The 25,782-nt window shown below is 64.1% G+C and carries 28 protein-coding genes; 17 read left to right on the top strand and 11 right to left on the bottom strand.

What is annotated here, in order from left to right; translation table 11 throughout:
- Positions 1-20: 20 nt before the first annotated feature.
- Complete coding sequence (gene argC, locus HAV18_RS11840; RefSeq protein ID WP_166955757.1) at positions 21-959, bottom strand: N-acetyl-gamma-glutamyl-phosphate reductase; 939 nt, start codon at positions 957-959, stop codon at positions 21-23.
- Positions 960-1,079: 120 nt separating this feature from the next.
- Between argC and HAV18_RS11835 the strand changes: the two genes are divergently transcribed.
- Entirely contained in the window at positions 1,080-1,964 is an 885-nt protein-coding gene (locus tag HAV18_RS11835) for a LysR family transcriptional regulator (protein WP_166955756.1), read from the top strand.
- 75 nt (positions 1,965-2,039) lie between these two features.
- Here HAV18_RS11835 and HAV18_RS11830 read toward each other — a convergent pair whose 3' ends face one another.
- Genes HAV18_RS11830 through HAV18_RS11815 form a run of 4 tightly spaced genes read right to left on the bottom strand, consistent with a single transcriptional unit; the run spans position 2,040 to position 5,357 of the window.
- A complete protein-coding gene (locus HAV18_RS11830) occupies positions 2,040-2,504 on the bottom strand; it encodes a hypothetical protein (protein WP_069250367.1) in 465 nt (154 codons plus the stop codon).
- 60 nt (positions 2,505-2,564) lie between these two features.
- Entirely contained in the window at positions 2,565-3,782 is a 1,218-nt protein-coding gene (locus tag HAV18_RS11825; RefSeq protein WP_166955755.1) for a patatin-like phospholipase family protein, read from the bottom strand.
- Positions 3,779-4,564, bottom strand: a complete 786-nt coding sequence (locus HAV18_RS11820; protein ID WP_166955754.1) for a 3-hydroxybutyrate dehydrogenase — start codon at positions 4,562-4,564, stop codon at positions 3,779-3,781. Before HAV18_RS11820 ends, HAV18_RS11825 begins: the two co-directional genes overlap by 4 nt.
- Positions 4,565-4,616: 52 nt before the next feature.
- Positions 4,617-5,357: an acetoacetate decarboxylase gene (locus HAV18_RS11815; RefSeq protein WP_166955753.1), complete on the bottom strand. Its 741-nt coding sequence runs from the start codon at positions 5,355-5,357 to the stop codon at positions 4,617-4,619.
- Positions 5,358-5,802: 445 nt separating this feature from the next.
- Between HAV18_RS11815 and HAV18_RS11810 the strand changes: the two genes are divergently transcribed.
- The gene (locus HAV18_RS11810) at positions 5,803-6,384 is read left to right on the top strand and encodes an undecaprenyl-diphosphatase (protein ID WP_166955751.1); all 582 of its coding nucleotides are present in this window, start codon (positions 5,803-5,805) and stop codon (positions 6,382-6,384) included.
- Between the two features lie 26 nt (positions 6,385-6,410).
- On the opposite strand, the gene HAV18_RS11805 is transcribed toward HAV18_RS11810, so the two are convergent.
- From HAV18_RS11805 to HAV18_RS11780, 6 genes are all read right to left on the bottom strand, one after another.
- Complete coding sequence (locus tag HAV18_RS11805) at positions 6,411-6,635, bottom strand: hypothetical protein (protein ID WP_166955750.1); 225 nt, start codon at positions 6,633-6,635, stop codon at positions 6,411-6,413.
- A 167-nt stretch (positions 6,636-6,802) separates the two neighbouring features.
- Positions 6,803-7,624 carry a siderophore-interacting protein gene (locus tag HAV18_RS11800; RefSeq protein WP_166955749.1) on the bottom strand — a complete coding sequence of 274 codons (822 nt, stop codon included), beginning with the start codon at positions 7,622-7,624 and terminating at the stop codon, positions 6,803-6,805.
- A 38-nt stretch (positions 7,625-7,662) separates the two neighbouring features.
- Positions 7,663-8,376 carry a PadR family transcriptional regulator gene (locus HAV18_RS11795; protein ID WP_166955747.1) on the bottom strand — a complete coding sequence of 238 codons (714 nt, stop codon included), beginning with the start codon at positions 8,374-8,376 and terminating at the stop codon, positions 7,663-7,665.
- Between the two features lie 515 nt (positions 8,377-8,891).
- Entirely contained in the window at positions 8,892-9,542 is a 651-nt protein-coding gene (locus HAV18_RS11790) for an alpha-ketoglutarate-dependent dioxygenase AlkB (RefSeq protein WP_166955745.1), read from the bottom strand.
- 68 nt (positions 9,543-9,610) lie between these two features.
- The gene (locus HAV18_RS11785; RefSeq protein ID WP_166955743.1) at positions 9,611-11,122 is read right to left on the bottom strand and encodes a DNA-3-methyladenine glycosylase 2 family protein; all 1,512 of its coding nucleotides are present in this window, start codon (positions 11,120-11,122) and stop codon (positions 9,611-9,613) included.
- Between the two features lie 198 nt (positions 11,123-11,320).
- A complete protein-coding gene (locus HAV18_RS11780) occupies positions 11,321-11,770 on the bottom strand; it encodes an ester cyclase (protein WP_166955741.1) in 450 nt (149 codons plus the stop codon).
- A 303-nt stretch (positions 11,771-12,073) separates the two neighbouring features.
- Here HAV18_RS11780 and HAV18_RS11775 point away from each other — a divergent pair, with 303 nt between their 5' ends.
- The 15 genes from HAV18_RS11775 to HAV18_RS11710 all read left to right on the top strand — a co-directional run bounded on the left by HAV18_RS11775 (position 12,074) and on the right by HAV18_RS11710 (position 25,770).
- Positions 12,074-12,562: an adenylyltransferase/cytidyltransferase family protein gene (locus HAV18_RS11775; RefSeq protein ID WP_166955739.1), complete on the top strand. Its 489-nt coding sequence runs from the start codon at positions 12,074-12,076 to the stop codon at positions 12,560-12,562.
- Between the two features lie 95 nt (positions 12,563-12,657).
- Positions 12,658-13,233: a hypothetical protein gene (locus HAV18_RS11770; protein WP_166955737.1), complete on the top strand. Its 576-nt coding sequence runs from the start codon at positions 12,658-12,660 to the stop codon at positions 13,231-13,233.
- 617 nt (positions 13,234-13,850) lie between these two features.
- Positions 13,851-14,084, top strand: a complete 234-nt coding sequence (locus tag HAV18_RS11765) for a hypothetical protein (RefSeq protein ID WP_166955735.1) — start codon at positions 13,851-13,853, stop codon at positions 14,082-14,084.
- Positions 14,085-14,122: 38 nt separating this feature from the next.
- Entirely contained in the window at positions 14,123-14,758 is a 636-nt protein-coding gene (locus HAV18_RS11760) for a DNA-3-methyladenine glycosylase (protein WP_166955733.1), read from the top strand.
- A 94-nt stretch (positions 14,759-14,852) separates the two neighbouring features.
- On the top strand, positions 14,853-15,917 hold the full coding sequence (gene ada, locus HAV18_RS11755; protein WP_166955731.1) for a bifunctional DNA-binding transcriptional regulator/O6-methylguanine-DNA methyltransferase Ada: 1,065 nt from the start codon (positions 14,853-14,855) through the stop codon (positions 15,915-15,917).
- 35 nt (positions 15,918-15,952) lie between these two features.
- On the top strand, positions 15,953-16,660 hold the full coding sequence (locus HAV18_RS11750) for a 2OG-Fe(II) oxygenase (RefSeq protein WP_166955729.1): 708 nt from the start codon (positions 15,953-15,955) through the stop codon (positions 16,658-16,660).
- A 20-nt stretch (positions 16,661-16,680) separates the two neighbouring features.
- Positions 16,681-16,986, top strand: a complete 306-nt coding sequence (locus HAV18_RS11745; protein ID WP_166955727.1) for an Ada metal-binding domain-containing protein — start codon at positions 16,681-16,683, stop codon at positions 16,984-16,986.
- A complete protein-coding gene (locus HAV18_RS11740; RefSeq protein ID WP_166955725.1) occupies positions 16,983-17,756 on the top strand; it encodes a 2OG-Fe(II) oxygenase in 774 nt (257 codons plus the stop codon). Before HAV18_RS11745 ends, HAV18_RS11740 begins: the two co-directional genes overlap by 4 nt.
- A 40-nt stretch (positions 17,757-17,796) precedes the next feature.
- Positions 17,797-18,042 carry an adenylyltransferase/cytidyltransferase family protein gene (locus HAV18_RS11735; protein ID WP_166955722.1) on the top strand — a complete coding sequence of 82 codons (246 nt, stop codon included), beginning with the start codon at positions 17,797-17,799 and terminating at the stop codon, positions 18,040-18,042.
- Between the two features lie 80 nt (positions 18,043-18,122).
- On the top strand, positions 18,123-18,674 hold the full coding sequence (locus HAV18_RS11730; protein ID WP_166955720.1) for a methylated-DNA--[protein]-cysteine S-methyltransferase: 552 nt from the start codon (positions 18,123-18,125) through the stop codon (positions 18,672-18,674).
- Positions 18,675-19,219: 545 nt separating this feature from the next.
- Complete coding sequence (locus HAV18_RS39630) at positions 19,220-19,459, top strand: hypothetical protein (protein WP_208101907.1); 240 nt, start codon at positions 19,220-19,222, stop codon at positions 19,457-19,459.
- 513 nt (positions 19,460-19,972) lie between these two features.
- Positions 19,973-20,974, top strand: a complete 1,002-nt coding sequence (locus HAV18_RS11725; protein ID WP_166955717.1) for an FHA domain-containing protein — start codon at positions 19,973-19,975, stop codon at positions 20,972-20,974.
- Entirely contained in the window at positions 20,971-25,014 is a 4,044-nt protein-coding gene (locus HAV18_RS11720) for a TOMM system kinase/cyclase fusion protein (protein WP_166955714.1), read from the top strand. The genes HAV18_RS11725 and HAV18_RS11720 overlap by 4 nt, the downstream gene beginning before the upstream one ends.
- A 33-nt stretch (positions 25,015-25,047) precedes the next feature.
- Positions 25,048-25,392, top strand: coding sequence for a BMA_0021/BMA_0022 family TOMM bacteriocin (locus tag HAV18_RS11715; protein WP_166955705.1), 345 nt, complete (start codon positions 25,048-25,050; stop codon positions 25,390-25,392).
- A gap of 15 nt (positions 25,393-25,407) precedes the next feature.
- Positions 25,408-25,770: a BMA_0021/BMA_0022 family TOMM bacteriocin gene (locus HAV18_RS11710; RefSeq protein ID WP_166955702.1), complete on the top strand. Its 363-nt coding sequence runs from the start codon at positions 25,408-25,410 to the stop codon at positions 25,768-25,770.
- Positions 25,771-25,782 lie beyond the last annotated feature (12 nt).

The following is a 25,782-nucleotide window of genomic DNA, read 5'->3' as shown; positions in this document are numbered from 1 at the left end:
CGCTGGTGCCCGCACGCGGCTTACGCCGCTTTTGCCGCGCCGAGCATCAGGTCGAGATTCTGCACCGCTGCGCCGGATGCCCCTTTGCCGAGATTATCGAACACGGCGGACAGCAGCACCTGGTCGTTGTCGGCATTGACGAACACGCCGAGCCGCATGTCATTGGTGCCGTTCAGCGCTTGCGGATCGAGATGCGTGATCGTTTGCGTCTCGGCGAGCGGGGTGACGTCGACGTGACGTGCGCCGGCGTAATGGTGCGCGAGACACGCATGCAGCTGCTCACCGGTCACGCCGGCAGGGAGCAGGCGCAACTCGATCGGCACGGTGAGCACGATGCCTTGCCGATAGGCACCGTACGCTGGCACGAACATTGGGCGGTGCGCAAGACCGGCATGCAGCTGGATCTCGGGCGGATGCTTGTGCGCGAGGGCGAGGCCGTAGATCTGCAGCGGTTTCGCGTGTGAAGCACCGTCCGACTCGAATGCGTCGACGGCAGCCCGCCCGCCGCCCGAGTAGCCGGAGACGGCATGAATGCTCACCGGGTAGTCGCGCGGCAGCAGGCCGGCCTGTTGCAGCGGCCGCAGCAGCCCGATCGCGCCGGTCGGGTAGCAGCCCGGATTGGTGACACGCCGTGCGTGCGCAATCACCTGTGCGTGCCCGTCGGCCATCTCCGGAAAGCCGTAGACCCATTCCGGCTGCGTGCGATGGGCCGAACTCGCGTCGATCACGCGTACCGCCGGATTCCGGATGAAGCCGACCGCTTCGCGCGCGGCCGCGTCGGGCAGGCACAGGATCGCGATGTCGGCTGCGTTGATCGCTTCGGCGCGCCGCACGGGATCCTTGCGCTCGGCCTCCGGCAGCGTGACGAGCTGCAGGTCGTCACGCCCGCGCAGGCGTTCGTGGATCAGCAATCCGGTCGTGCCTTGATCGCCGTCGATGTAGACAGTGGGCTGGCTCATGGTGGTCGCGTTCCTTCGATTCGGTCGTCGGGAAAGCCGTATCGTCCGCCGAACGCCTAGAATAGGAAAAGTTGAATTTACTGACCGCCAGATTCAGTTTTCTTGAACGAGAGGTAGGGAATGCGTGAGATCAGCCTGGACCGCCTGCGCACGCTGGTCGCAATCGCGGACCAAGGGTCCTTTGTCGCCGCAGCGCAACTGCTTCACCTTGCGCCACCGACCGTCAGCCTTCACGTTGCCGAGCTGGAAAGCCGCATCGGCGCGCCGCTGCTGTCCCGTACGCGCGGAAACGTGCGGCCGTCGCCCATCGGTGAGGTGCTGGTCGAGCGGGCGCGCCGCCTGCTGGCCGAGGTCGAGTCCACGTTGGACGATGTGCAGCGCCAGGTGCAGGGGTTGACCGGACGCGTACGCCTCGGTGCATCGACCGGGGCGATCGCGCACCTGTTGCCGCAGGCGGTGGCCCGGTTGCGCGAGCAGCATCCGGACATCGACGTGCAGATCGCGGTGCTCACGTCGCACGACACGCTGGCGCGCATTGCGCAGGGCACGCTCGATATCGGACTGGTGGCGCTGCCGCAGACAGCGGTTGCAGGACTATCGATCCGCGCGTGGCGGCGTGATCCGGTGATGGCGTTTCTGCCGGCCGACTGGCCGCTTCCGGCGCGCGTCACGCCCGGCTATCTGGCCGCCCGCCCGCTGATTCTCAACGATGCAACCACCCGCCTGTCACGGCTCACGACGGAATGGTTCGCGCTCGGCGGCCACCGGCCGGAGCCGCGGATCGAACTCAACTACAACGATGCGATCAAGAGCCTGGTCGCCGCGGGTTACGGCGCGACGCTGCTGCCGCACGAGGCGGGTGCCCCGCTACCCGATGCACGCATCGTCATGCGGGCGTTGCGCCCGGCGTTGTGGCGTGAACTGGGTATCGCCCATCGGGCGGGGCCGGTCGAGCGGGCGACACAGCACGTGCTCGATGCGTTGTGGGCGCTGAAGGCGCGATAGTGCGCCGGCATGCGGGAACGTCGGTGCGACCGGTCGTTCGTGCCGGCCGCATCTGCACATCCGCCGCATGGCGCTTTAAAGCCGGTTGTCCTTCGCGAGCGTCAGCACGCGCGCCCAGCGTTGCGCATCGCGCTTGTCCATCATCGGCAGCTTCCATTCGCTGCGCACGGCATCGCGCACGCGCACGACGAGATGCCAGCGGCCGCCGATCGGCGCGGCCTGGCAGCCGTCGAGCTGCGACAGCGTATAGCGGCCGTCCGCGCCGTCGTGCGACAGCCACAGCAGCCCCTGCGTCGCGGACACGCGCAGCTCGCCCCACGCGCGATGCACGACGTGGGTCCAGCCTTCTTCCTTTGTATTCGGCGCGATGTCGCGGCGGCGCTTGATCCACCAGGCGACCAGCGCGATCAGGATCGCGGCGGCGAGCACGGCGGCCGCGATCGCGACCGGCTGGCCGAACTGCGCGGCGATGACGTGAAACAGGTGAACCGCGCCCCATCCGGCAGCGATGAGCGCGAACAGTGCAATGAAAATCGGCATGTCTGATCGGAGAAGAGGACGGACCGGCGCATGCATCGCGCCGATCCGTCGCGCACGGCATTACCGTTTGCGGTGAATGTCGTGCGTCACGAAGCCCGAGTCGTTGTTGGGCAGCGCAAGGCCGTCCTTGACTGCGAGCGTCTTGCGGATGTCGTCGAGACCCGCGGACCAGTGGTCACGCATCGTCGACAGACCGAACTGATAGTCCTTGTAGTGATGCTCGTACGCCTTCTGCTGGTAGATCAGGTGCTGGATGTTGTACTTCTTGCTGGACGACATCGCATCGGCCTCGACGCACCAGGGATCCGCCTTGCGCTGTTCTTCCGGCACCTGCTCGAGCACGTGGCGCAGCACGTTGCGATAGCGCTGTTCGCGCTGCAGCGTGTCGGTCACGAAACGTGTACGGCTCGAATACTGCACGTCCTTCGTGCGCTCGGCGACGTCGGCCATCGTCCGCGGCAGCGGCCCGCGCGCGCTCCACAGGTCGACCTGGAACGCGAGCGTGTCGCGGCGCGGCCGTGCGCGGAGCACCTCCATCAGCGGCGTGTTCGACACGACACCGCCGTCCCAGTAGTACTCGCCGTCGATTTCGACCGGCGGGAACGCGGGCGGCAGCGCGCCGGACGCCATGAAATGCTCGGGCGCGAGACGGATGCGCGAGTTGTCGAAGTACACGAAGTTGCCGGTGCCGACGTTGACCGCGCCGACCGACACGCGCGTTTCGCCCGAATTGATCCGGTCGAAATCGCACAGCTTCAGCAGCGTCGCGCGCAATTGCGACGTGTCGTACCAGCTGATTTTCTCCGGGTGATCCGACACGCCCGGCAGCGGCGGCGGGAAACGCGGCACGAAGAAGCCCTGCTGGCCCTGCATCATCGCGCTCGCGGCCTGCGACGCGGTGAAGAACGTGCGGACCTGGTCGATGCTGTTGAACAGCGCGAACTCGAATGCGGCCGGAACCGTCGGGAAGAACGCCGGCTTGCAGATCGTTTCCCAGAACTCGCGCAGCCGCTCGACGCGATGCTCGGGCGCATTGCCCGCGATCAGCGCGGTGTTGAGCGCGCCGATCGAGATGCCCGCGATCCAGTCGAGCGGAACGCCCGCTTCGTGCAGCCCTTCGAACACGCCGGCCTGATACGCGCCGAGCGCGCCCCCGCCTTGCAGGACGAGCGCGATCGTTTCGTACGGCAGCGTGCGCGCGGGGGCCGGTGCGCCGGCTTCGTGATGCAGGTCCGCCGCATCGACGGCCTGCTTTTCGGTGCGGGCGTGCGGCTTCATTGCATGAACCAGCCGTGGCTGACGATGAACGACTGGCCCGTGAGCGCGGCGCTCGGGAATGCTGACAGGAACAGCACCGTCTGCGCGACGTCCTGAACGGTCGTGAACACACCGTCGACCGTATTGCCGAGCATCACCTTCTTCACGACTTCGTCTTCGCTGATCCCGAGCTCCTTCGCCTGCTCCGGAATCTGCTTGTCCACCAGCGGCGTGCGCACGAAACCCGGACACACGACGTGCGAGCGCACGTTGTGCTTCGCGCCTTCCTTCGCCAGCACGCGCGCCAGGCCGAGCAGCCCGTGCTTGGCCGTCACGTATGCCGACTTCAGCGGCGACGCTTCGTGCGAATGCACCGAACCCATGTAGATCACCACACCGCCGCGATCGTCCTTGTACATGTGCTTGAGCGCGGCCTTGGTCGTCAGGAACGCGCCGTCGACGTGGATCGCCTGCATCTTCTTCCAGTCGGAGAACGAGTAGTTCTCGATCGGGTTGACGATCTGGATGCCCGCGTTCGACACGAGGATGTCGACCGAGCCGAACGTTTCGGCCACCTTGTCGATGCCGCTGTTCACGGCTTCCTCGTTCGTCACGTCCATTGCGACGCCGATCGCCTTGCCACCCGCCTTGACGATCTCGTCGGCAACGGCGTTCGCGCCGTCCTGGTTCAGGTCGGCGATCGCGACGGCCGCGCCCGCCTTCGCGAGCTCGAGTGCGATTTCCTTGCCGATGCCGCTCGCAGCGCCCGTGACGACTGCGGTCTTGCCATTCAGGTTGCTCATGTTCGAATTCCCGTGGTGAAAGGATTGACAGGGAGAAAGGACTGCGGACGTGTTACTGAGCCAGGTAATCGTAGACGACTTCGCCGAGGCCCAGTGTCAAATCTGCGACCAGGTGGCGGGCTTCGACGATTTCGAGCACGGGCAAATCGGCTACCGGCGCGAGTGCGTGCGGCGCCAGCTCGAGCGATGCGGGGCCCGTCCACGCGCCCTTCATCTTGATGTCCTGCATGTAGTAGCGCACCAGTTCGCACACGCGCGCGGTGCCGTCGACGTGCGGGATGATCTTCAGCAGGAAATTGGGACCGGCGAGACGCTTCGTCTGCTCGTCGATGTCGAGTTCCTTGTGCTTGTAGCCCATCGTGCCGGTCGCGACGCGCACCTTGCCGTAGTCGAGCGTGCCGAGCAGGTGGTCGGTGTTCACGTGCAGCGTGGGCGACGCGAGCTTCTTCGGGAAGCCCCACAGTTCGCGGCCGCCGGCGATCGGCGGGTGATCGTCGAGATACATCGCGAGCGTATAGCCGCCCGGCTGGCCGTCGTATTCGACGGGAATCACCTGGCCGCTTTCGGTGTAATCGCCGAAGCCGGTCGAATCGGCCATGCGAATGAATTCGTAATGAACGAGCGGCTCGGTAACCTGCAGCGGCTCGGGGACGATTTCGCGGAGACGGTCCGGATCGGTGCGATACGTGATGATCAGGAACTCACGATCGACGAAACGGTAAGGGCCCATCGGGAAGGCAGGGCTGGTCAACGGCATCGCAAACGCTTTCGATCGGACATCGCTGGGTTTCATGCGGACTCCTTGTTGTTGATCGCTTCGTGGGTGAGTGCTCGTAAGCTCGTAATCCTATGCCTGTGCGTTGCCGTTGTGCGATGCCGCATTTGGAATTAATTGTTGCCGATTTCGTAGAATTCGCGGCGTAAATATTGAGATGAATGACGCAAACGGTCTGGACGGCACCCGGCGTCCCGATGTTCGCACGCGTCGATGACGTCACGATGTGAAAAAGGTGAGTCTTTACGGGACGTCAGGTGAGCCTTTCCGGGAAACGGTCGCGCGGGAATATGACAATTGTGTGAACTTGTGCTGCGGTGCAGGCTCCAAGTGCGTTCGCCGCGGCGGCCTTCGCCGCGTGCGGCCGCCGCATTAAGCATCGCTTAAGCGGCTGCGCCCTAGCATCGTTCGTATCAGGCCGGGCAACCGGCCGACTTTTTTTACGCCCCACGCAACCGGATTCATGCAGACCCTCAATCTCACCCTCTTTTCCGCCATCAACGCCGGGGTTGCGCCGCAGCCGGGCGTCGCCCGCCTCGCCATCTTCGCCGCCGACTGGCTCGTCTATGCGTTGCCCGCGATGCTGCTGCTGACCTGGATCTTCGGTGCGCGCCCGACGCGGCGCCAGGCGATCGAAGCCGGCGTCGGCGTGTGCGTGGCGCTCGCGCTCGCGCAGGTCATCGGACATTTCTGGTTCTCGCCGCGCCCGTTCATGGCCGGCGTCGGCACGCAACTGATTCCGCACGCGCCGGACAGCTCGTTTCCGAGCGATCACATGACATTCGCGTGGAGCATGGCAGCCGGGCTGATGCTCGGCGGCACGACCCGGCTCACCGGGGGCGTGATGGCCGCGATGGCCGCGGCGATTGCATGGGGACGTATCTATGCGGGCGTGCACTGGCCGTTCGACATGGCGGGCGGCGTGCTGGTCGGCACGGCCGGCGCGCTGGCCGCGCACCTGTACGGACAACGCGTGATCGCGCTGCTCGAACGGCTCGGCGATTCGGTGCATGCAGTCGTGATGGGGCGCCGGCACGCGCCGTGAGCGGCAGGAGATCGGGCAGGACGCCGTCAGCCGGGTGTCTTGGCCGATTCAGCCGATGCGGACGGCCCACCGCCCGCGTCGTGCAGTTCGGGGGTATCGGCCGGGTGTTGCGCGGCGTCGCGGTCGAGTGCGCTTTCCTTCAGGATCGCGCACATCGCGACGAACAGCGCGAGTACCACCGCGGCCAGGCCGCAATAGCCGGCGATCTTCAGGTTGCGAACGAAAGGCGAAGCGTGGCTTTCTTTTGTCATGACCGGGCGCTCCTGGGCGGGCTGCGGCGGCTGTCGCCCGACAGCGGCGTCGCACCCACAGATATATACCAGCCGCGATAGCGGTGCCAAGCCCGCTGGTGCGCCGACGCCACGATTGTGTCGGCCGCCGGTCAACCGGGTACCCCTTGGCCGGGTACCCGCCTCCTTCAGTCTTCCAGCGTTTCGTGCACGGCCGCCGCGCCGCGCTTCCAGTAGGCCGCCGCGCGGATGCGCGATTTGTCGACGCCGCGCTCGCCGGTCAGGTGCTGGCGTACCGCGCGCATCGACAGCGCTTCGCCCGCCGCCCACACGTAGCCGTCGCCTGACGGCGGCAGCGGCAGGTCGCGCACGGCATTCAGCAGCAGGTCGCCGTCCGCCGCGTCGGCTTCGGCGCGGAAGCGCCAGATTTCATGCACGTCGGCGTGCGTGTCGAACGCGATCTGTGCGGTGCGATCCGCGACTTCCAGCACGACGGCCACGCGCGCACCGGCCGGCAATTCCTCTAGACGCCGCGCGACCGCCGGCAGCGCCGTATCGTCGCCGATCAGCAGGTGCCAGTCGAAACCGGTCGGGATGACGAACGAACCGCGCGGGCCGCCGATGCCGAGCCATTGGCCGACGCGTGCCTGTGCGGCCCACTGCGACGCAGGGCCCGGGTGGTTCAGCACGAATTCCAGATCGAGCTCGCGGGCGGCGCGGTCGAAGCGGCGCGGCGTGAAGTCGCGCGCGACCGGCTTCGGTTCGCCTTCCGGAAACTCGGGACCGTTCGCGCCGAGCGTCGGCATCGCGGGCCGTTCTGCGCCGGGCGGCGGGAAAAATACCTTCACGTGATCGTCGAACGACGCGGATTCGAAATCCGCGAGATCGGGGCCGCCGAGCGTGACGCGCAGCAGGTGCGGCGTCACGGCGTGCACGCGCAGGACCTGCAGCAAGCGGAACTTGAGGGTGTGGCGCACGCGGGTGACGGTGCGCTCGGATGTGTTCTGCATCAATCCGTTCTCCTGGGGTTTTGACGGGGCGGCGCGGATTACGCGCCGGTGACGCCTTCGATTTCGGCCGTCGCGCGGCGCATGATGGCCGCGATGCGGCGCTGTTCGTCGGGGCCGGCGGCGCTCTTGTGCAGCAGCGCGCGCTTGAGCGCGACGCGTGCCTCGACGAACTCCGGCAGCCAGCCTGCTTGCGCTTCGTCCTGCGTTTCGTTGCCTGCCGATTCCCCGGCGAACGCACGGCGCATGAACTCCATCTTGCGTGCGAGGTGCGTGAGGCGTGCGAACAGCGTGTCGACCCGTTCGCGTTGGGCGTCGAGATGCGCGCGGCCGGCGTCGGTCAGTGCATAGCGCTTGCGGTTGCCTTCCGCCTGCGACGCGACGAAGCCGACTTCTTCGAGATACGTGAGCGCCGGATACACCATGCCGGGGCTCGGGCTGTAGAAACCGTTCGAACGCGTGTCGAGCGCCTTGATCAGCTCGTAGCCGTGGCTCGGCTGCTCGGCGACGAGCGCCAGCAACAGGAGTTGGAGATCGTCGGAGCTGAACTGGCGGCCGCGGGGCATGCCGTCGTCACCGAAATCGCCAAAGCCGCCGCGCCCGCCACGGCCACCGAACGGGCCGCCGCCACCAAACGGATCGTGGCCGCGACGGTGACGGCCGATCGCGTACCAGAGGCCGGCGAACCAGTCAGGGCGGGCATGCGCACCATGACCGTCGCATCGGGCATGGCCGCGGGAAGGGTTGTGTCGCATGATCGTGTCCTATATGTCGAAAAACATATCTAAAGATATATATCGAAAGATAGGTCGTCAAGGGGATTTATTGGGGTTGGATGATGGGTGGGGGTGGGGGAGGCTGGCAAAAAAGTGACCTCTTTTGCGTCACTTGATAGGGTCTATTGAGTCGCGCGGTTCAATAGCAATGCGGCTTCAGCTTGAAATCTCCGTCGCAGATGGTCGGGCTAGAAGTACGACGATTCCTGCCGGTCGAATTTGCAACTAGCGGGCAGCGCGCGATCGATGATCCGCCGATTTACGCAAGTGCGAGGTGCTGCCCAGCATGATTAAGAGAACGGATCAATCGCTACCACGCTTGCAGGGATCTATAAGAGCTTGTCGTTATTATTGAAAAGTAAGGATGTCGAAATTTGAGGAGATGAATATCGATACGGATGGTATTCATGTCGAGACGTCGTGATCGACGGCCTGCCAGATGCGTCATACCTCCCGATCGCGCCAGTGTCGCCAGGTCTCGACAACTTCGTCTGCTAATCCCGCACGCCCTGCGCGGAGCTCATGAAGTTGACGCTGATCCGTGCACCCTCGATTTCCGGTTCCTTGGGCACACAGTGCACCCAGTCCTGCTGGGCGCGCCCGCCCATCACCACCAAGTCTCCGGACGACGGTTTAAAGGCGACGGAGCGGCCGCCCTTGATCGGCTTGATCAAAAACCGGCGGGTCGTGCCGAGCGTCAGGACGGGGACGATGCAGTTCAGCTTCCGGCAGGAGCCGTGGTCGCGGTGCCAGCCTGTACTGTCTTGCCCGTTGCGATAGAGGTTCATCCACAGGCCGTCGTATTCCACACCGTAGTGACGCGATAGCGCACGGACGGCCTGCAACACGCGCGCGTCGGGCACATCGGCAACATGCTTGTAGACCGCCGTCATGCGTGGTTCGCGGAACACCTTGTTGAACATGCGTCGATCGTGCTCGAGCCACGGGACGCTGTTGCGCAACTGCTCGTAGAGCAGCGAAGCCCCCGATATCCATCCGGGCACGATCTCGATCCAGGAATGCGCGTCGAGATCGAAACGCCTTGCCGATCGAAAAGACTCGTCCATCGAGAATTCGGCGTCACTGCTTCCGAACAGGTCGCTCTGAGCAGGTACCGTGCCCAGGATCCGTGTGATTGAATTCATCGTGCAAATTGATCGCTTCCGGTGGTGACGAGTCACGCGACGCGGAAAGGTGTTGATACGAGTCGCATTCAGGCCGAAGCACTGTGATTCATCGCATGCCAGGCACGTAGCACGGAATAGCCGCGCCACGGTCGCCATTTCTCGGCGGCTTGTGCTGCGGCACGGGCGCTACCCACACCCAGGGCCTTTTGCAACGCGACGTCGCCGGCAGGAAAGGCGTCGGGCCAACGCAGCGCGCGCATGGCGATGTACTGCGCCGTCCAGTCGCCGATACCCGGCAGTGCGCACAATTCAGCGCAAGTCGCCGCGACGTCTACGCCAGGATGCAAAGCGATGCGCCCCTCCAGCACGGCGCGCGCCAGCGCATGCAGCGCGGTCTGACGTTGTCGCGTGATGCCCAGCTGGCCGAGCTCGTCGCCAGTGGCAGCGGCCAGGGCAGCAGGCGTGGGAAAGAGACGATCCAGGCCAGCGACAGGCGTTTCGACCGGATCGCCAAAGGCGGCAACCAGACGCGCGCCCAGGGTACGTGCAGCAGCTACGGTGACCTGCTGACCCAACACGGCGCGCACCGCCAGCTCGAAGCCGTCCAGTGTGCCCGGCACGCGCAAGCCTTCGCCCAACGGGAAGGCGGCGTGCAGCGCCGCGTGGATGGCGATCGGGTCGGCGTCCAGATCGAACGCGGCGCGCACACGGTTGATCAGCGCCGGCAGGGCGGCGGCCAATGAATCGCTGATCGTCAGCACGGCCTGCGCGCGATCTTCGTCGAAGCGAGCGCGCAACCAGCCGCTGCGAGCCTGCGGGCCTTGCGAAAGCCGTAACGTTCGTGTGTACTCCAGGCCCGCGACCTGCTCCACGCCAGGCAACGCACGCAGGCGCAAAAAGCCCACCATCGCCTCCACGTCATAGGGAGGCCGCCAGCCCAATCGCACGCTCACGCCTTGCCCATCCGATGCGGATTTGGCCCGGCGCAAGGCGCTGGGATTCAGGCCGTAGTGGCGCGAGAATGCATCGTTGAAGCGTCGCACGCTGGAAAAGCCGCTGGACGCCGCGACCTGGCTCATCGGCAATCGGGTATCGGCAATCAGCTGCTTGGCCGCCAACAGCCGGCGTGTTTGAAGATACTGGAGCGGCGAGACACCAAAATGTGCGTCGAAAATGCGGCGCAAATGGCGGTCGCTCACGCCCAACCTCTGCGCAATGCGCGGCATCAAACCGCCGCTCGACTGCCCGAAGGTCGGGAGTGCGGAGTTCATGTGCCGCCATGCGTCGGGTTCATCCATCAACCTTGCCGCCTGCAGCGCCAGGATGCGCGAAGCGTCCTCCGTGCTCCAGGAGGCCGCACGCGGGGCCAATTCGGGGCGGCAACGCAAGCAAGGCCTGAAACCGGCCGCTTCGGCTTCTGCCGCATGACGGTAGAAGCGGAGGTTCTCGCGACGCGGTGTCTTCACACGACATACCGGACGACAGTAGATGCCGGTGCTGGTGACGGCCGCAAAAAAAGAGCCGTCGAAGCGCGCGTCGTGCGCCTTCAGCGCCAGGTAGCAGGCGTCGCTGTCGGGGGTGTCGATGGGGGTAGGCATGGGTGACATCGTATATCCTGGGCGCCCACGAAGTGCGCCATTTTCGGACATGTGGTCTGTTGGCTCCGCGCCAACAAGCACCCAGCATCTCAAGCTTCCGGGATTTGCGCCGGAAGAAAAACGGACCGGCCTCAGCCGATCCGTGTTCAGGTCTTGTCGCCGACGGGCGATCCGTGATGGTTCGGACCGTGCGTTCACTTACGCTTTCTTGATCAGCTCGAGTTGCGTCAGCGCCGCCACGCCGTCGTCGAGGCCGAGTTCTTCGACGATCAGACCGTCCTTCAGGCGAAGAACCGTGGTCCCGGTGAAGTGCATACGACGGCCGGTCGCTGCAGGCAGGGACCCGATCAGGAAGTCGCTGAAAGCCGGGCCGGTATGCGTGCCGCCACCTTCCCACTGACCGACCACGTAGTCGCCTTCGGCGATCAGGTCCGTGACACCCCAGAAATTGAGATCCGGGAAGGCGGCACGGAAGTCGGTCATGAATGCCTTGATGTCTTCGCGGCCGCGACGCGGTTCATGCAACGAGTACTTCAGCAGCATGTCCGGCGCAGCGATCTCGTCGACGATACCGAGGTCGCATTTCTCGCCCCAGAAATTCGTGAACCAGCGGCCGACGACTGCCTTGTTATCGTCTTCCTTCGACATGTTCGACTCCTTGATGATCCTGGTTGATGGAGAGACGGAGGTGCTCCGCTCGGAACGAACAATAGCGATCCGGCCTGCGCGCTTCTACTCGTTTCTTGTGGTGAAATTCAAGAAGTCCTCATCTTTTTACAGACCCTGATCCGTGCGAATCTGAAAGCAAGAAACGGAGCGAAGAAACGATCGAAAAGAGATATCGTTTTCGTCGATGAGACAAATCGCGCGAATGGCGGACGTAGCTGTCAAGCGTCCGATGGGCGCCAGGGGACTGCCCTGAATGATCGTCTCGCGCGCGGTGAGGACGAGATGAAAATAGTCGGGTATCTCGCAGACGTATTCGATCTGTTTCACGTTGGGCATCTCAACGTGCTCGGTTACGCACGCGACCGTTGTGACTATCTGAACGTCCGTTTAGCGACAGACGACTCATTTCGTCAAAGCACCGGCATCAAGCCGGTGATTCTGTTTGCGGAACGAATCGAGATCGTGCGCAGCATTCGCTTTGTCGATCGAGCCGTTGCGGATACCGGAGCCGCCAGTCTTGATACCTGGCGCAATCTGCACTTCAGACGCCTGTTCATCGGCCATGACTCGTCCAGTTCGTTGGCGACGGCGACGCAAACCTTGAAGCTTCCGCTCGACAAGTATGGTGTCGACGTGTTCTGTCTGCCGCCACGCTCCTGCACGACAAGCGCCGGGTTGCGAGACACGATCGAAAACATCAATCGGCTCGCGGGCGATCACGCTTTCGATATCGATCCACAGTCGTTGCGAATCCGCCGGGCGCTTCAATAGAGCGCGGCATCAATGGTGAACAGTGCGCCCTTTGTCAGATTCGTCAGGTGGATTGGCAGTGGCTACTCATTTGTAAGGACCACAAACAAAACGCGATGGAAATTGATGCTCGATTCGCCACCGGCTGCGATGGTGCTGTCTGCGACCCCGATATGGTCCTGCGCGTGCTGTACGCGCGGGCTCAGATTTCGACGCCGAGGAATGAAGTTCGAATGGACAGGCTGGTAGCGGGATCGCTGGACCTGGACGACCATGAAACTCTCTTGCTGGAAGCGTTGGCCGGCGGAACGTGTGTTCGAACGATGAGAACGCCGGCGCACTTTTTCACCGTCTTGAAGCAGGCGATCAGCGAGCTGAGACTGTCGCGACTGTTCTGTTCCAGCAGCCAGGGGGAATTCCATCGGAGTATTTGCCCTGCCGCCTATGACGAGCGATCCGGGGAACATCACCCGGCAGAAATGGCCGAGTGGCGGGCCGCTTTTCGCGCAATGGCGCCGGAACAACAAATGATGGCGGCAACGATCGTGTGGATGTACCGGTCCGGAGCAGATTCCATTTGGTTACGGCGGGTGCCATGCACGTGGCTGGCGCAGGAAGCGTTGCGCTATATGCGCGACGCCGGTTGCCTGGCGATCTGGATCAGGTTGATCGCGAGATTTCCCGGCTGGTGAACCGGGGCGCCTTGCGCGAGTTCTACAGCAAGAAATGGAGTTCGGCTCGGGGCCGTCATCGGTAAATTCAGTGCATTCCGTTTCCGGACAAGCGCCATGAAAACGCGTCCGATCGTCACGTTCAAATACAACTTCCGCGCGCCCGGGATTCGAATCGATCGGGTTTTGGTCGCCAACGGTCGACACGGGATCTGCGCGATTTTCCGAGACGTTCGTGGAAGCGGCAATGCGAATACAGGCTGAGAAGATAGAGGCGGATTGAGGAAAGCCGTGTCTTGGAGTAACCGCCATGCTGGTCAACATCATCGGAGCGGGCGCTTGCGCAGAAGGATCGCTTCTGCCATCACCGCGGCATCCGGCCTCAATTGCCCCGCGCGTGGCGTGCACACGGAGGTTGTGATGCCCATGAGTGACGGAAACTCGCGAGTCGATTCTCTGGAGACGTCCAGTGTTGACGAGCTGGCCCTGCAGCGCGCAGTTGAATCGCATTGTCAGTCGCTCGTTGACGCTGGAATGGCATTCTGGCGAATCAACAGCGACGGACAGACGGAGTTGCAGATGGCCAGTGGCGAAGCCTACCTGTTTGGGGATGGCGGTGTCACCCGCTGCAGATGATCGTGTCGAACGAACCCGACAACCCGGGCCGGTACCGAAACGCTCGTGCTTCGCGCTTTAAGGGCATTCATGCGATCGTACGTTTCTTTCTGAATCGGGTCGAAGATCCGATGGCTGAAATGTCGCTCGTCACGGCCATACGCCTCGCCCGGCGCATGCGCAGCCTCATCGAACGCGTCGATTGCTCAAACACGAAGATGGCCGTCTCTGCGGCCGCAAATACGCTCCGATCGTAACGGAACCTTGCAAGTAACGAACTCCGAAGAACACAGAAATGACAACCTCCTCTCCTTCATCGAAGGTCTATGAAGAAGCTGTGCGATTCTTGTCGGAAGTCGATGCCGACTGGGCACGCCATATCGCCGACATCGGTCCATGCCGACATGAACCCAAACCGGCACGTGAGCCCTACGAAGCACTGGTGCGCGCGATCGCCTATCAGCAACTGCATGCGAAGGCGGGAGACGCAATTCTGGCCCGGCTGCTGGCTCTTTACCCCGAAAGTACCTTTCCGACGCCCGAACAACTGCTCGATACCGATCCCGCTAAGCAGCGCGCCTGCGGGTTCTCCGCTACCAAGCTGGAAACCATTCGTGGCATCGCGCAGGCAAGGATCGACGGCGTGGTACCCACCAGAAATGAGGCACAGGACCTTTCCGACGACGAAATCGTCGACCGCTTGATCACGTTGCGCGGTGTCGGGAAGTGGACTGTCGAGATGTTCCTGATCTACACGATGTCTCGACTGGACATCCTGCCCGTGAATGATTTTGGCGTGCGCGAAGGCTACCGGCGCCTGAAGGGGCTGGAAAAGACCCCGACGCCTCGCGAAATGGACGCGGTCGGTCAGACGTTGCGCCCATGGCGAACGGTTGCCGCGTGGTACTTGTGGCGCTTGCCTGCCCGATAAAGTTTGTCCGCAAGAATCGGAGTTCTTGCGATTGAATTCGCGCCTATCCTTGGATCGTGAACAAATTTTCCGGGCAACTGCAATGGAATCGACCATGTCGACGATGGACGCTTACACGACGGATGACGAACGTTGGGAAGCGGTGCGTACACGAGATCGTCGCGCTGACGAATGTTTCGTGTATGCGGTGAAAACAACCGGTGTCTATTGCCGGCCGAGCTCGTCGGCTCGCCTTCCCAAACGCACCAACGTCGAGTTTTTCGCGACGGCATCGGCGGCCGAAGCGGCGGGGTACCGGTTGAGTCTCCGGGCCCGCAGCGATCAGTCCAGCGCGGAAGCTGCACGTATCGACGCAGTGGCGAAGGTTTGCAGGTTGATCGACGAAGCCGAGACGCCACCGAAGCTCGAGGAACTGGCCGCGCACGTGGGCATGAGCCCGTTCCATATCCATCGCCTTTTCAAGGCGGAAACCGGATTGACGCCCAAAGCCTATGCGTCGGCCTCAAGGGCTCGAAAGCTGCGTTCGAAATTGAACGGATCCGGGGCGTCGGTGACGAGCGCGATCTATGACGCAGGCTTCAACTCGAACAGCCGCTTCTATGAGCATTCCGACCAGCTGCTCGGCATGCGCGCTCGCGACTTTCGAGCGGGGGGCACCGGTACGGTCATTCGGTTCGCTGTCGGCCAATGCACCCTCGGTGCGATCCTCGTTGCCCAAAGCGAGCGGGGTATCTGCGCGATCCTGCTTGGCGATGATCCTGACGCGCTCGTGCGGAATCTCCAGGACCAGTTTCCGAAAGCGCAGTTCGTCGGTGGCGATGCCGGGTTCGAGGCGTTGATCGCACAGGTCGTCGGGTTCATAGAGGCCCCGTCCATCGGCCTGAACTTGCCGCTGGACGTTCGTGGCACGGCCTTTCAGGAGCGCGTGTGGCAGGCGCTGCGCGACATTCCGCCGGGAGTCACCGTGAGCTATGCGGAGATCGCTCAGCGTATCGGGGCGCCGAAGGCGACACGTGCCGTCGCGCAGGCCTGTGGCGCAAACCATATCGCTGTCGCGATCCCGTGCCACCGCGTCGTACGACAGGACGGCGATATCTCCGGATACCGATGGGGCGTCGATCGCAAACGCGAACTCCTGCGACGCGAAGCCAAGTCGTGAGCGCGCCGAATCCAACCCGCAACGTGACTTTCGACATGACTGAATCTTCCATCGGATGCGACGCTCCGGACTGGGTCGGCATCGGCGCTCAACTCGATGCCGAGGGATACGCACTGCTACCCGGCGCGTTTGACCGGGCCGAGGCCCGTGCGCTTGCACGCCAGATCATGGCGGACGGTGCAGGACCCTGGGTGTCGCTCGATTCGCTCGAACTCGGGCGCGGCGAGATTGTTCGCTTCGGTGGGCAACTGCCAGAGCCGCTGGCGTCCTGGCGTGCGTCGTTGTATCGAGACCTCGCACCCATCGCCAATCGCTGGAACGAGACGCTGGATGTCGAGTATCGATATCCGTTGGAACTGGACGCTTTCCTGCAACGCAACCGTGACGCGGGGCAAAGCCAACCGCTGTCCCATCTGAGCCGGTACAGGGCCGGCGATTATCTGGCCCTGCATCAGAGCAGCGATGGCGCGCACGTCTTTCCGATGCAGGTTGTCGTGCTGCTCAGTGAAGCCGGCGAAGACTTCACGGGCGGCGAGTTTGTGCTCACCGAGCAGCGTCCTCGGATGCAGTCTCGCCCGATGGTTTTGCCGCTCGCGCCAGGCGATGCCGCGATCATCAGTACGGCACAGCGGCCCTTCAGGGGAAGCAGGGGCTACTACCGCGTCAATCTCAAGCATGCGATCAGTCGCGTTCGCGACGGTGAGCGGCTCGGCATCGAGCTGTCGTTTCACAACGCCCCGTGACTGCATGGAAGACATCGACCATGACGCAACCACGGCACTTCAAACTTGTCGGCCGGGACGGCAGACCGTATGACAGCGTCGCGCCGGGCACGCTTGGCGGGCATCGACGCAATCGCATCTACGGCCGGCTCGATTGCCGGTCCGCGCTGCAGGCGATCGCGCGCGGGGGATACGTCAAGCACCGTGTGTTCTTTCAAGACGAGGACACCGCTGTCGCGGCCGGTTATCGTCCGTGCGCAGTCTGTCTGCCCGGAAAATACGCGGCATGGAAGGTGGCCGCGGCGTTACGTTCGAACAGCACACACACCAAGGAGCTGCGCTCATGACCAGACAGGCGACGCTGTTGTTCGACACCGATCGTGCGGAGGTCGACGGGGAACCGGTAGACGCCTCGGTCGAAGCGAGAATCGCAGCGATCGATTGGGCGGCATTCGAGCGCGACTTGACGCGCGATGGCTACGCGGTACTTCCGAAATTGCTCGCACCCTCGCTCTGCGGCGAGGTAGCGGCCTACTATCCCCAGGACGAACGCTTTCGCAGCCGGATTGTGATGGAGCGATACGCGTTCGGTCGAGGCGAGTACAAGTATTTCGCACGACCGCTGCCGGATATCGTCGGGCAACTACGTGAATCGCTTTATTCACGCCTCGCGCCCATTGCAAACCGCTGGCATGGCTTGATGCGGATTGACTTCAGGTTTCCTGCCACGCTTTCGGCATTCCACGCCGTGTGCCGTAACGCGGGGCAGACCCGGCCGACGCCGCTGCTTCTGCGGTATCGAGAGAACGACTATTGCTGCCTGCACCAGGATTTGTACGGCGAGTTCGTGTTCCCGTTGCAGGCGATCTTCCTGCTCGACGAGCCTGGGCGCGATTTCGACGGCGGTGAGCTCGTGTTGACCGAAAGCGATCCGAAGAAGCCGGGCCGGGCCGAGGTTGTGCCGCTTCGGCAGGGCGACGCGGTCGTGCTTGCAGTGAACCATCGGCCGGTAAAGTCGTCACGGGGATTCTATCGAGCGGGGCTCCGACACGGCGTGAGCCGGCTGCGCCGCGGCGAGCGGCGTACGCTCGGCGTCATTTTCCACGACGCGAAGTAGCGTCGGATGGCGGTGGTTCCTTCCTTGCGGGGCTCGGATCATGTATCGCATCGGCTACACGCCTGGCGCGTTCGATCTCTTCCATATCGGTTATCTCGATCTGTTGCGAAAGGCCCGGGAGCAATACGAACTCCTGATTGCGGGGGGCACCGCCGACGAGGCATTGATCGAGCATAAAGGCGTGACACCGACGATGCCGCTTGCCGAGCGCCTGGACAGTGGTTCGGATTTGACGGGTGATACACCATTCATAACGTACCGGGGAATCCTGGAGCAGGGGATTTGAGCGCAAGAGACGGAGTGCGATCGCGGCGTGTCGCATCTACAGTAGATACACCGTTTCCTACTTTCCGCCCGGAGCGAATCATGCAGCTTTTTCAGAGTCGTCTCGAGACCCCGATGGGTGCCATGTTGCTTGTCACGGATCGACAGGACACGATTCACGCGCTCGAATTTACGAGCCACGTTGCGCACCTGTATCGCGGTTTGAGCGAGCGTTATGGCGTGTCGGAACTTGCGAGCCGTTCGGTCCCGGAATCGATCTCCAGTGCCTTCGAAGAATATTTTGCAGGCGAGCTTTCAGCGATCAACGCGTTATCGACCGCAACTGCCGGGACTGATCTGCAGCAGCGCGTGTGGCACGCACTGAGGTCCGTCCCGCCGGGCACGACAACGACGTACGGGAAGCTCGCGAAGGCGCTGGGCTTTGATGATCCCCGTGCGGCGATCGACGTCGGAGCAGCCAATGCAGCCAATCCTGTCGCGATCGTGGTGCCGTGCCATCGCGTGATTGCGAGCAACGGCGACCTGAAGGGTTATGCGTGGGGCGTCCACCGGAAGCGCTGGCTTCTCGGGCACGAGAAGGTTACGGCATTCGCCGGTCGGGTTCCGTATGCGATGTCGCTTCCCGGGTTCTGAGATTATTCGGATTGCGTAACACCATGGACACGCTGGATTGAACTGAAGGACGTGAATGGCGAGCCTCTGGGCTTCGCGTTCACCTTCACCATCGATACGTCCGCGCCTCAGTACGCAGGCGATCTCGACCAGCAGGCCGTGGCCCACCGATTGGCCAAGCGTCCGGAGGATTGGGTCGTTCAAGCGACTATCTGTTCCGGACATGCCAGGGCTTGCGTTCCAATGGCCTTCGCGATGCAGCGCTCGAACATCTGGCGTCGCTGGTACGGATTGCGCATGAAGACGACGGCGCAGCGGGCTCGCGTTTGCCGGCGTATCGAGGATCGGCGACACACTCGCGCCGTTGTCGGTCGCGCCGATTCGATCCGCAGGCGGCGATGCGATTACGGGGCTCAATCCAGTGCAAGCCTTTGAGCTTTATGAAGGTGTGGAGCGCCTTCCGTTCAAAGATCAATTTTTATGCGAATTCTGTAGGGAAAAGTCACCTTTTCTGCTGATTCTTTGAGGGAAGGTTCGCAGAGAAGATGATCGGGTGATTGATTTGCATGGATCGTAGCAGCCCCGTTTTTTTTAACCGGCAGCTTGCGGCGGCGATTGCGGTCGACGCGTTCCGTCGACCTCGCTGCGGGCCGATCGAGACGATCGTATGGCTGGATGGTCGGTGCCTTGCCGGCTTCCGCAACCGTTGCCGGCAATCGATCGCGACGCAGCGGCGTGCCGGTACCTACCCGCTTGCCGATGACCCCCGCGAGACATTGGCAGTGACCCCCTTAATTCCGCAGTAATTCATGTAATGCAATCTACCAAAACATCGAAGTTCATTATTTAAATATTCGAAACTATTTAAATAATTTTCTTTTAATCAAACAAAACTTCCGCGCTGGCAAAGGTATTTAAATCCGTGCTGTCATCCAATGTGACTGTTTCTTCCTGACGCAAGCCTGTCAGGGCTCACGAGGCGATTAAGATTTTCGACCCTTTATATGAAAACTGAAAATTCTCCGAAAATGTAAAGCATTGCAATATCAAAGCGGGAGTTGAGCATTTCGATTGCGATGAGTGATTTTATTTGGCAGGATTTTCATCAAGTTGCTCGATTTAAAGAAAACAATACAGTCGGCCATTCAATTGGCCGAAATAACAAGTGCCGGATGAGCAACGATTCGAAAGGAAGCTGACGAAGAAACTGGTAACGAGGCGGCGAACGGGCAACATCGTTCGCGATCATCGACGCAATCGTTTGCCCGGGCGTCGATGCGTCACTCGAGCGATCCGGGCCAATCCGATACGGGGCAGCCATGGCGATACTCAAGAACGATTCATCCGGCGAAGCGTGCCTGCTCCGCGCGTATCACGTGTTCGGCCGCGATGCCGCGCGCTGCGATACGGTCGTCCCGGATGCGTCGGTGTCCCGTGTTCATGCCCATATCCGCTGGATCGGCGGGCTGTGGGAGCTCCACGATCACAGCAGCAACGGCACGTCGCTTTCCGGCGTGCCGTTACGCCACGGCGAGCACGCGGTGCTGCAGCCAGGCGACGTGATCCGGTTCGGCAGGGCAGGCATCGCGCCGTGGCGCGTCGATGCGCTCGACGATCCGGCCGATACGCTGTGGCCGATACGAGGCGCCGCGCATCCGATCGTGCTCGCGCCGCGCCAGATCCTGGCCGCACGTGCCGCGCAGTCGGTCACGATCGTCCGGTCGCCGGCCGGCGAATGGCTGTGCGACGACACGTTGCCGCCGCGCGCGCTCCATGACGGCGATGAAGTATCGACCGGCGACGTCACGTGGCGCCTGGCACTCGCGCGCAATGGTTCGACGATGATGCTCGCCGCGCCCGCCGATCCGGCCGTGCCGGCACAACTGCTCGAATTCCTCGTCAGTCGGGACGAAGAGCACGTGCGCATGCTGCTGCATGTTCGCGGGGGCGTGGTCGACCTCGGCGAGCGCGCCCACCACTACAGTCTCGTCACACTCGCCCGTGCGCGCGCGGCCGGCATGCAGGCCGGCTACGACGCCGCCACGCAAGGCTGGATCGAACTCGATCGGCTGGCGCGCATGCTCGGCATCGATACGTCCCATGTCAACGTGCAGATTCACCGCGCCCGCAGCCAGTTCGCGGCCTTGCCGGGGCTCGGTGCGAGCCAGCTCGTCGAGCGCCGGCGCGGCAGCGTCAGGTTCGGCGATTTCCCGTTCCGCGTCATACGCGGCGAGCATCTCGAATGCCAGTCGGTGCCGCCAGCCCAGCCGCGTATCGGCATGCGTCGTCCGGCGCCGGACCCGGTAGTCCATTGCTCGTGAGCACGCGAGAGCCGGCCGTGTTGCCGACCGTGCCCCGCGCGCCCGTCGTGCCGGAAGCGCTTGAACCTCGGCAGCCCGCCGCACCGTTTGCGGAACTTGCCGGCAAGTGGCATTACCGGCTCGGCTCGTTGCTCGGCGAAGGCGGCAATGGCGTGGTGTTTCGCGCGACCTGCGACGAAACGGGACAAGCCGTCGCGATCAAGCTGATGCGCGATGACGCCGCGCGCACCGCGCTGGAGCGCGCGCGCCGGCGTGCGCGCTTTCAGCGCGAGACGAGCCTGTGCGAGGCACTGCGGCACCCGAACATCGTGGCCTTGCTGGACAAGGGGGAAGCGCCCGACGGCCGGCTGTTCGCGGTATTCGAGCTGGTGCAGGGCCGGACCTTGCGTGACCGGCTCGTAGCGGAGGGGCCGCTGTCGGCCGTCGACACGGGCCGGTTGATGACGGAGGTGCTCGACGCGCTCGCGGCCGCGCATCGGCGGGGCATCGTGCATCGGGACCTGAAGCCGCAGAACATCGTGATCACGATGGCCGATGACGGGCCGCACGCGAAGCTCCTCGATTTCGGCATCGGTGTGTTCCTGCCCGGCGCGGAAGACGTCGGTCGCCAGACCTTGACGCTGGCGACCGAGGTGCTTGGCTCGGCGTCCTATTGCGCGCCCGAACAATTGCGCAACGAGCCGCCGACGCCCAGAAGCGATCTGTATGCGTGGGGCCTGGTCGTGCTCGAATGCCTGACGGGCGATGTCGTCATGCGCGGCGCGAGCGTGGCCGACATTCTCTATCAGCAGCTCAGCCCGGTGAATGTCGCGTTCCCGCCGTCGATCGCGTCGCATCCGCTCGGCGCGGTATTGCGGCGCGCGCTGAGCAAGAATCCGGAGCAGCGCGCCGCGTCGGCCGACGAACTCGCTGAGCCGTTCCGCGCGCTCAACTTCGCGGCGCTCGTCGGCCAGTTCGATGCCGGCCGCGCAAGCGGGCAGACGCGTCCGAGCCCGTTCGCGCCCTACATCGAGACGATCGCAACGGTCGGCGGGTACCGTCAGATCACCACGCTGTGCTGTTGTGTGACGATCACCGGAGAGGGGCGGCGACGCCACGCCGGAATCGATCACGACGACTTGCTCGACGGCTACGAGGAGCAATGGCAGACGAAGTGTGCGGACCTCGCCGTCGGTTATGGCGCACAGGTCGACGCACGGCTCGGCGACACGCTGCTGTTCCATTTCGGCCTGCAAGGCGACATCGACCGGCCGGCAAGGCGCGCGGCGCGCGCGGCACTCGACATGGTGCGGATGGCCGAGCGCGCACGGCTGCCGGTGCCGGCGGCGGCCGGCGGCGACGCCGGTGACGCAAGCTGGCGCGTCGAAGTGGCCGCCGCGATACACGTCGGGCAGGTGCTCGCACGTGCGTCGCGCATGTCGGGCGTATCGACGCCCGCCGCGGCTGCGCGGCTGCTGCGGCTTGCCGGGCCCGGGCAGATTCTGATCAGTGACGATGCGCGGCTTGCGCTCGAACGGCATGCGGACTATCGGCCGACCTCGTTGCGGCTCGCGCGGGCGGGCCTCGAGCCGCGGCCGGTTCACGAATTGCTCGGCGAGCGGCGCGCCGATACGCCGTTCGATTCGCTCGACGCCGGCATGCGGGCACCGATGGTCGGCCGCGCGCGCGAACTCGACGCGCTCTTGCGCGCGTGGCAGGAGACGCTCGCACGGCATCGCCGCGCAATGCGCGGCGCGCCTGCGCCGCACGGTATGGCGCGGCTCGTGGTCGGCGGCGCGGGAATCGGCAAGTCGCGCCTCGTGCACGAGTTGTGCGAGGCTGTCCGGATCCAGGGTTACGCCTGCGCGTATTGCGGGTGCCTGCCCGAGCGGGAGAATCACGCGCTGTTTCCGATCCTGCGATTCATCGCCGCGCGCTGGCATATCGACGCCGACAGCCCGGCCGGTCTCGCGCTCGCGGCGATCGACACCATGATCGCGCCGCTCGAATGCGATCACACGGCGGCCCGTGCCGCACTCGCGGCCTGGCTGGGGGTGCCCTGCGACGGGCGGGGGCTCCTGTGGTCGAGTGCACGCGAACAACACGCGTTGTTCGACGTCCTCGAGCAACTGATCGTGTCGCTCGGCAATGGCGCTCCGGTGCTGATCGTCGTCGAGGACGTCCAGTGGATCGATCGCTCGACCGAGGACTTTCTTGCGTACCTGCAGCGCTCGCCGCGCGCAGCGGCGCTCGGCATCGTGTTCACGTCGCGCCCCGACAAGCTCGGGCGCTGGCGCGGTGCAACCGAACGCCTGGCGCTGCGCCGCCTGCCGCGCGACGACGCGCAGCGCCTGATGTCGGCGTGTCTGGGACAGGGCGAGCTCGATCCGGCCTGGCTCGACCAGCTCGCCCGGCGCACGGCGGGCATCCCGCTGTTCATCGAAGCCGTCGCGCGCGAGCTGACGATGAACGGCGCGGACGGCTCGCTTGCCGAGCTGCGGGCAACGGACCCTTATCCGCTTCCGCTCAGCCTGGGCGGCATGCTCGGACTCGCGTTCGACCGGATCGACGACGCGCGCGACACCGTGCAGCTTGCCGCGACCATCGGGCTCGACGTGGATGCGCAATTGCTCGCCGACGCATCGCCGCACGATCGGGCCACGCTCGACGTGCATCTGCGGCTGCTGCTCGAAGAGCGCATCGTGTACGCGCAACATCGGCGCGATCGCGTGTTCTATTCGTTCCGCCACGCGTTGGTTCGCGATGCGGCGTATGAGTCGATGCCGCCCGCCGTGCGGCGCGGCAACCACGCACGCGTTGGCCGCGCGCTGGCCGCGCAAGCCGATCGCGGCGCCGGTGCGCATGCGTTCGGGGTCGCGGAGCACTTCGCGCGCGCGGGTGCCGTTGCCGACGCGATCGCCCACGGCATCGACGCGGCGCGTCGCGCACTCGAACGTTCCCGGTACGACGACGCGATCCGCTACGGGCAGTCGGTGTTCGACTGGCTCGGCGACGCCGACTACGCGCAACGCGAGCACGACCGCGCGCGCATCCGCGCCACGTTGACGCACGCGATGATGGCACGGTTCGGCTGGGCGGATCCGCAGGTGCGCGAGCAGGCGGAGCAGCTGTTGCGGCAGATGCAGACGCTCGACGACCCGGAGCTCGAGATCAGCGCGCTATGGACGCTGTCGACCTACTACCACGTCGCTGGCGATCGTCCCACCGTGCGCGGGATCGGCACGCGGCTCGACGCGCTCGCGACCGAGCGCGGCGATGCCGGCGTTCAGGTCGCGGCGGACGCGATGCGCGGCATGAGCCTGTGGGTCGACGGCGACTATGCGCGCGCCCGCACCGCATTCGACGCAGCGCTGGCCGGCTACGACGTGCGGCGCGACGCGGGCCATCGGCGCATCCTGGGGCTCGATACGCGCGCGTGGACGATGGCGTCGCTCGCGAGCGTGCGCTGGTGCATGGACGACGATCCGCAGGCCTCGCTCGCATTGGCGCGCGAGGCTGTGTATTGCGCGACCTGCCTCGATCATTTGCCCACGCTCGGCGTCACGATGATGTACCTCGCTCGCACGCACCAGCTGGCGGGCGAGCGCGACGCGGCCCGCACGCTGTCGGAAGCGATTCTCCGTCTGTCGGAGGGGCATCGGCTGCGCGCGGTCGAGCACTACGCCGCAATCATTCATGCGTGGGCGCAAGGGGATCGCGCGGGCGTCGTCGCGCATCTCGAGGCGCAGCGACAGTCGGGCGGCCTGCTCGGCCTGACCTACTACGCGTCGCTGCTGGCCGAGCTGGATGCCGGGCGAGGCGACTACCCCGCCGCGCTTGCGCAGATCGAGCAGTGCCTCGCGTGGTGCGAGTCGACCGGAGAGCGGTATTACGAAGCACAGCTGCTGCTGAAGAAGTGCGAGTACTTGCGCCAGGCCGATCCGCGATGCGGCGGCGTGGCCGCGCTGGCCGCGTGCCGGCGCGCTTGCGAAGTTGCAACGGCGGCGGGCATGGGCCGCATTGCCAGGCTAGCCGGAGTGATGTTGCAGTCGTTGCCGTAAGTCGTTTCATTCATCAATCAGGAGAACATAGCGATGAGCAAGGATCTTCGATTACCGACGTACGAACAGTTTCTCGAGTATCGGGAAACCGTCATCCGGGCGATCTCCCTCGCGTGGCATTCCCCGGCGTTTCTCGACGAGCTGGAGGCCAATCCGGTCCACGCGTTGCGCGAGCATTTCGATTATCACTTTCCGTTCAATCTCGACCTGAAGGTGCAGACCAAGTCGTCGGCCTGGACGCCGGGTGTCAACGGTGACTGGGCGTCCGGCCCGAAAAACAAGCTCACCCTGTTCTTGCCGCCCGCGCCGGCGGACGAGACGCAATTCGAGCAGGCGCTGGCCGCGTACAACGCGAACCACATCACCATCACGGAATGACACGGGGAACCCGACATGGCAAAGGACAACGCTAATCCGACGCTCGAATCGATGCTGGAGTTTCAGAAGGTCTATCTGAAAGCGATCGCGCTTTCCTGGCGGAACCCGCAGTTCAAGGATGAACTGCTGGAGAAGCCACTGGAGACGCTGGCGAAATACTTCGGTTACCAGTGCCCGTGGATCATCGACATCGAGATCGTCAAGACGGACGGCGATCATGGCTGGACGAACCACGGAAACGGCAGCGGAAGCTGGAACCTGCCGCGCAACGTGATCACCGTCGGCATACCGGAGCAACCGACTGATCCGGACGAAGAGGCCGTCGCGCTCGCGGCCTACTGCGACGCAGGGTCGAGCTACCAGTTCACCTGCTGCTGACCCGGCGCGGCC

It is taken from the genome of Burkholderia sp. D-99, assembly GCF_011605345.1.
Taxonomy (GTDB): Bacteria; Pseudomonadota; Gammaproteobacteria; order Burkholderiales; family Burkholderiaceae; genus Burkholderia.
This window is presented reverse-complemented; position numbering and strand designations above follow the sequence as displayed.

Bases quoted from the DNA above. Each gene is read 5' to 3' on its own strand.
- argC (WP_166955757.1), bottom strand. From the start codon at position 959: ATGAGCCAGCCCACTGTCTACATCGACGGCGATCAAGGCACGACCGGA.
- HAV18_RS11835 (WP_166955756.1), top strand. From the start codon at position 1,080: ATGCGTGAGATCAGCCTGGACCGCCTGCGCACGCTGGTCGCAATCGCG.
- HAV18_RS11830 (WP_069250367.1), bottom strand. From the start codon at position 2,504: ATGCCGATTTTCATTGCACTGTTCGCGCTCATCGCTGCCGGATGGGGC.
- HAV18_RS11825 (WP_166955755.1), bottom strand. From the start codon at position 3,782: ATGAAGCCGCACGCCCGCACCGAAAAGCAGGCCGTCGATGCGGCGGAC.
- HAV18_RS11820 (WP_166955754.1), bottom strand. From the start codon at position 4,564: ATGAGCAACCTGAATGGCAAGACCGCAGTCGTCACGGGCGCTGCGAGC.
- HAV18_RS11815 (WP_166955753.1), bottom strand. From the start codon at position 5,357: ATGAAACCCAGCGATGTCCGATCGAAAGCGTTTGCGATGCCGTTGACC.
- HAV18_RS11810 (WP_166955751.1), top strand. From the start codon at position 5,803: ATGCAGACCCTCAATCTCACCCTCTTTTCCGCCATCAACGCCGGGGTT.
- HAV18_RS11805 (WP_166955750.1), bottom strand. From the start codon at position 6,635: ATGACAAAAGAAAGCCACGCTTCGCCTTTCGTTCGCAACCTGAAGATC.
- HAV18_RS11800 (WP_166955749.1), bottom strand. From the start codon at position 7,624: ATGCAGAACACATCCGAGCGCACCGTCACCCGCGTGCGCCACACCCTC.
- HAV18_RS11795 (WP_166955747.1), bottom strand. From the start codon at position 8,376: ATGCGACACAACCCTTCCCGCGGCCATGCCCGATGCGACGGTCATGGT.
- HAV18_RS11790 (WP_166955745.1), bottom strand. From the start codon at position 9,542: ATGAATTCAATCACACGGATCCTGGGCACGGTACCTGCTCAGAGCGAC.
- HAV18_RS11785 (WP_166955743.1), bottom strand. From the start codon at position 11,122: ATGCCTACCCCCATCGACACCCCCGACAGCGACGCCTGCTACCTGGCG.
- HAV18_RS11780 (WP_166955741.1), bottom strand. From the start codon at position 11,770: ATGTCGAAGGAAGACGATAACAAGGCAGTCGTCGGCCGCTGGTTCACG.
- HAV18_RS11775 (WP_166955739.1), top strand. From the start codon at position 12,074: ATGAAAATAGTCGGGTATCTCGCAGACGTATTCGATCTGTTTCACGTT.
- HAV18_RS11770 (WP_166955737.1), top strand. From the start codon at position 12,658: ATGGAAATTGATGCTCGATTCGCCACCGGCTGCGATGGTGCTGTCTGC.
- HAV18_RS11760 (WP_166955733.1), top strand. From the start codon at position 14,123: ATGACAACCTCCTCTCCTTCATCGAAGGTCTATGAAGAAGCTGTGCGA.
- ada (WP_166955731.1), top strand. From the start codon at position 14,853: ATGTCGACGATGGACGCTTACACGACGGATGACGAACGTTGGGAAGCG.
- HAV18_RS11750 (WP_166955729.1), top strand. From the start codon at position 15,953: ATGACTGAATCTTCCATCGGATGCGACGCTCCGGACTGGGTCGGCATC.
- HAV18_RS11745 (WP_166955727.1), top strand. From the start codon at position 16,681: ATGACGCAACCACGGCACTTCAAACTTGTCGGCCGGGACGGCAGACCG.
- HAV18_RS11740 (WP_166955725.1), top strand. From the start codon at position 16,983: ATGACCAGACAGGCGACGCTGTTGTTCGACACCGATCGTGCGGAGGTC.
- HAV18_RS11735 (WP_166955722.1), top strand. From the start codon at position 17,797: ATGTATCGCATCGGCTACACGCCTGGCGCGTTCGATCTCTTCCATATC.
- HAV18_RS11730 (WP_166955720.1), top strand. From the start codon at position 18,123: ATGCAGCTTTTTCAGAGTCGTCTCGAGACCCCGATGGGTGCCATGTTG.
- HAV18_RS39630 (WP_208101907.1), top strand. From the start codon at position 19,220: ATGGATCGTAGCAGCCCCGTTTTTTTTAACCGGCAGCTTGCGGCGGCG.
- HAV18_RS11725 (WP_166955717.1), top strand. From the start codon at position 19,973: ATGGCGATACTCAAGAACGATTCATCCGGCGAAGCGTGCCTGCTCCGC.
- HAV18_RS11715 (WP_166955705.1), top strand. From the start codon at position 25,048: ATGAGCAAGGATCTTCGATTACCGACGTACGAACAGTTTCTCGAGTAT.
- HAV18_RS11710 (WP_166955702.1), top strand. From the start codon at position 25,408: ATGGCAAAGGACAACGCTAATCCGACGCTCGAATCGATGCTGGAGTTT.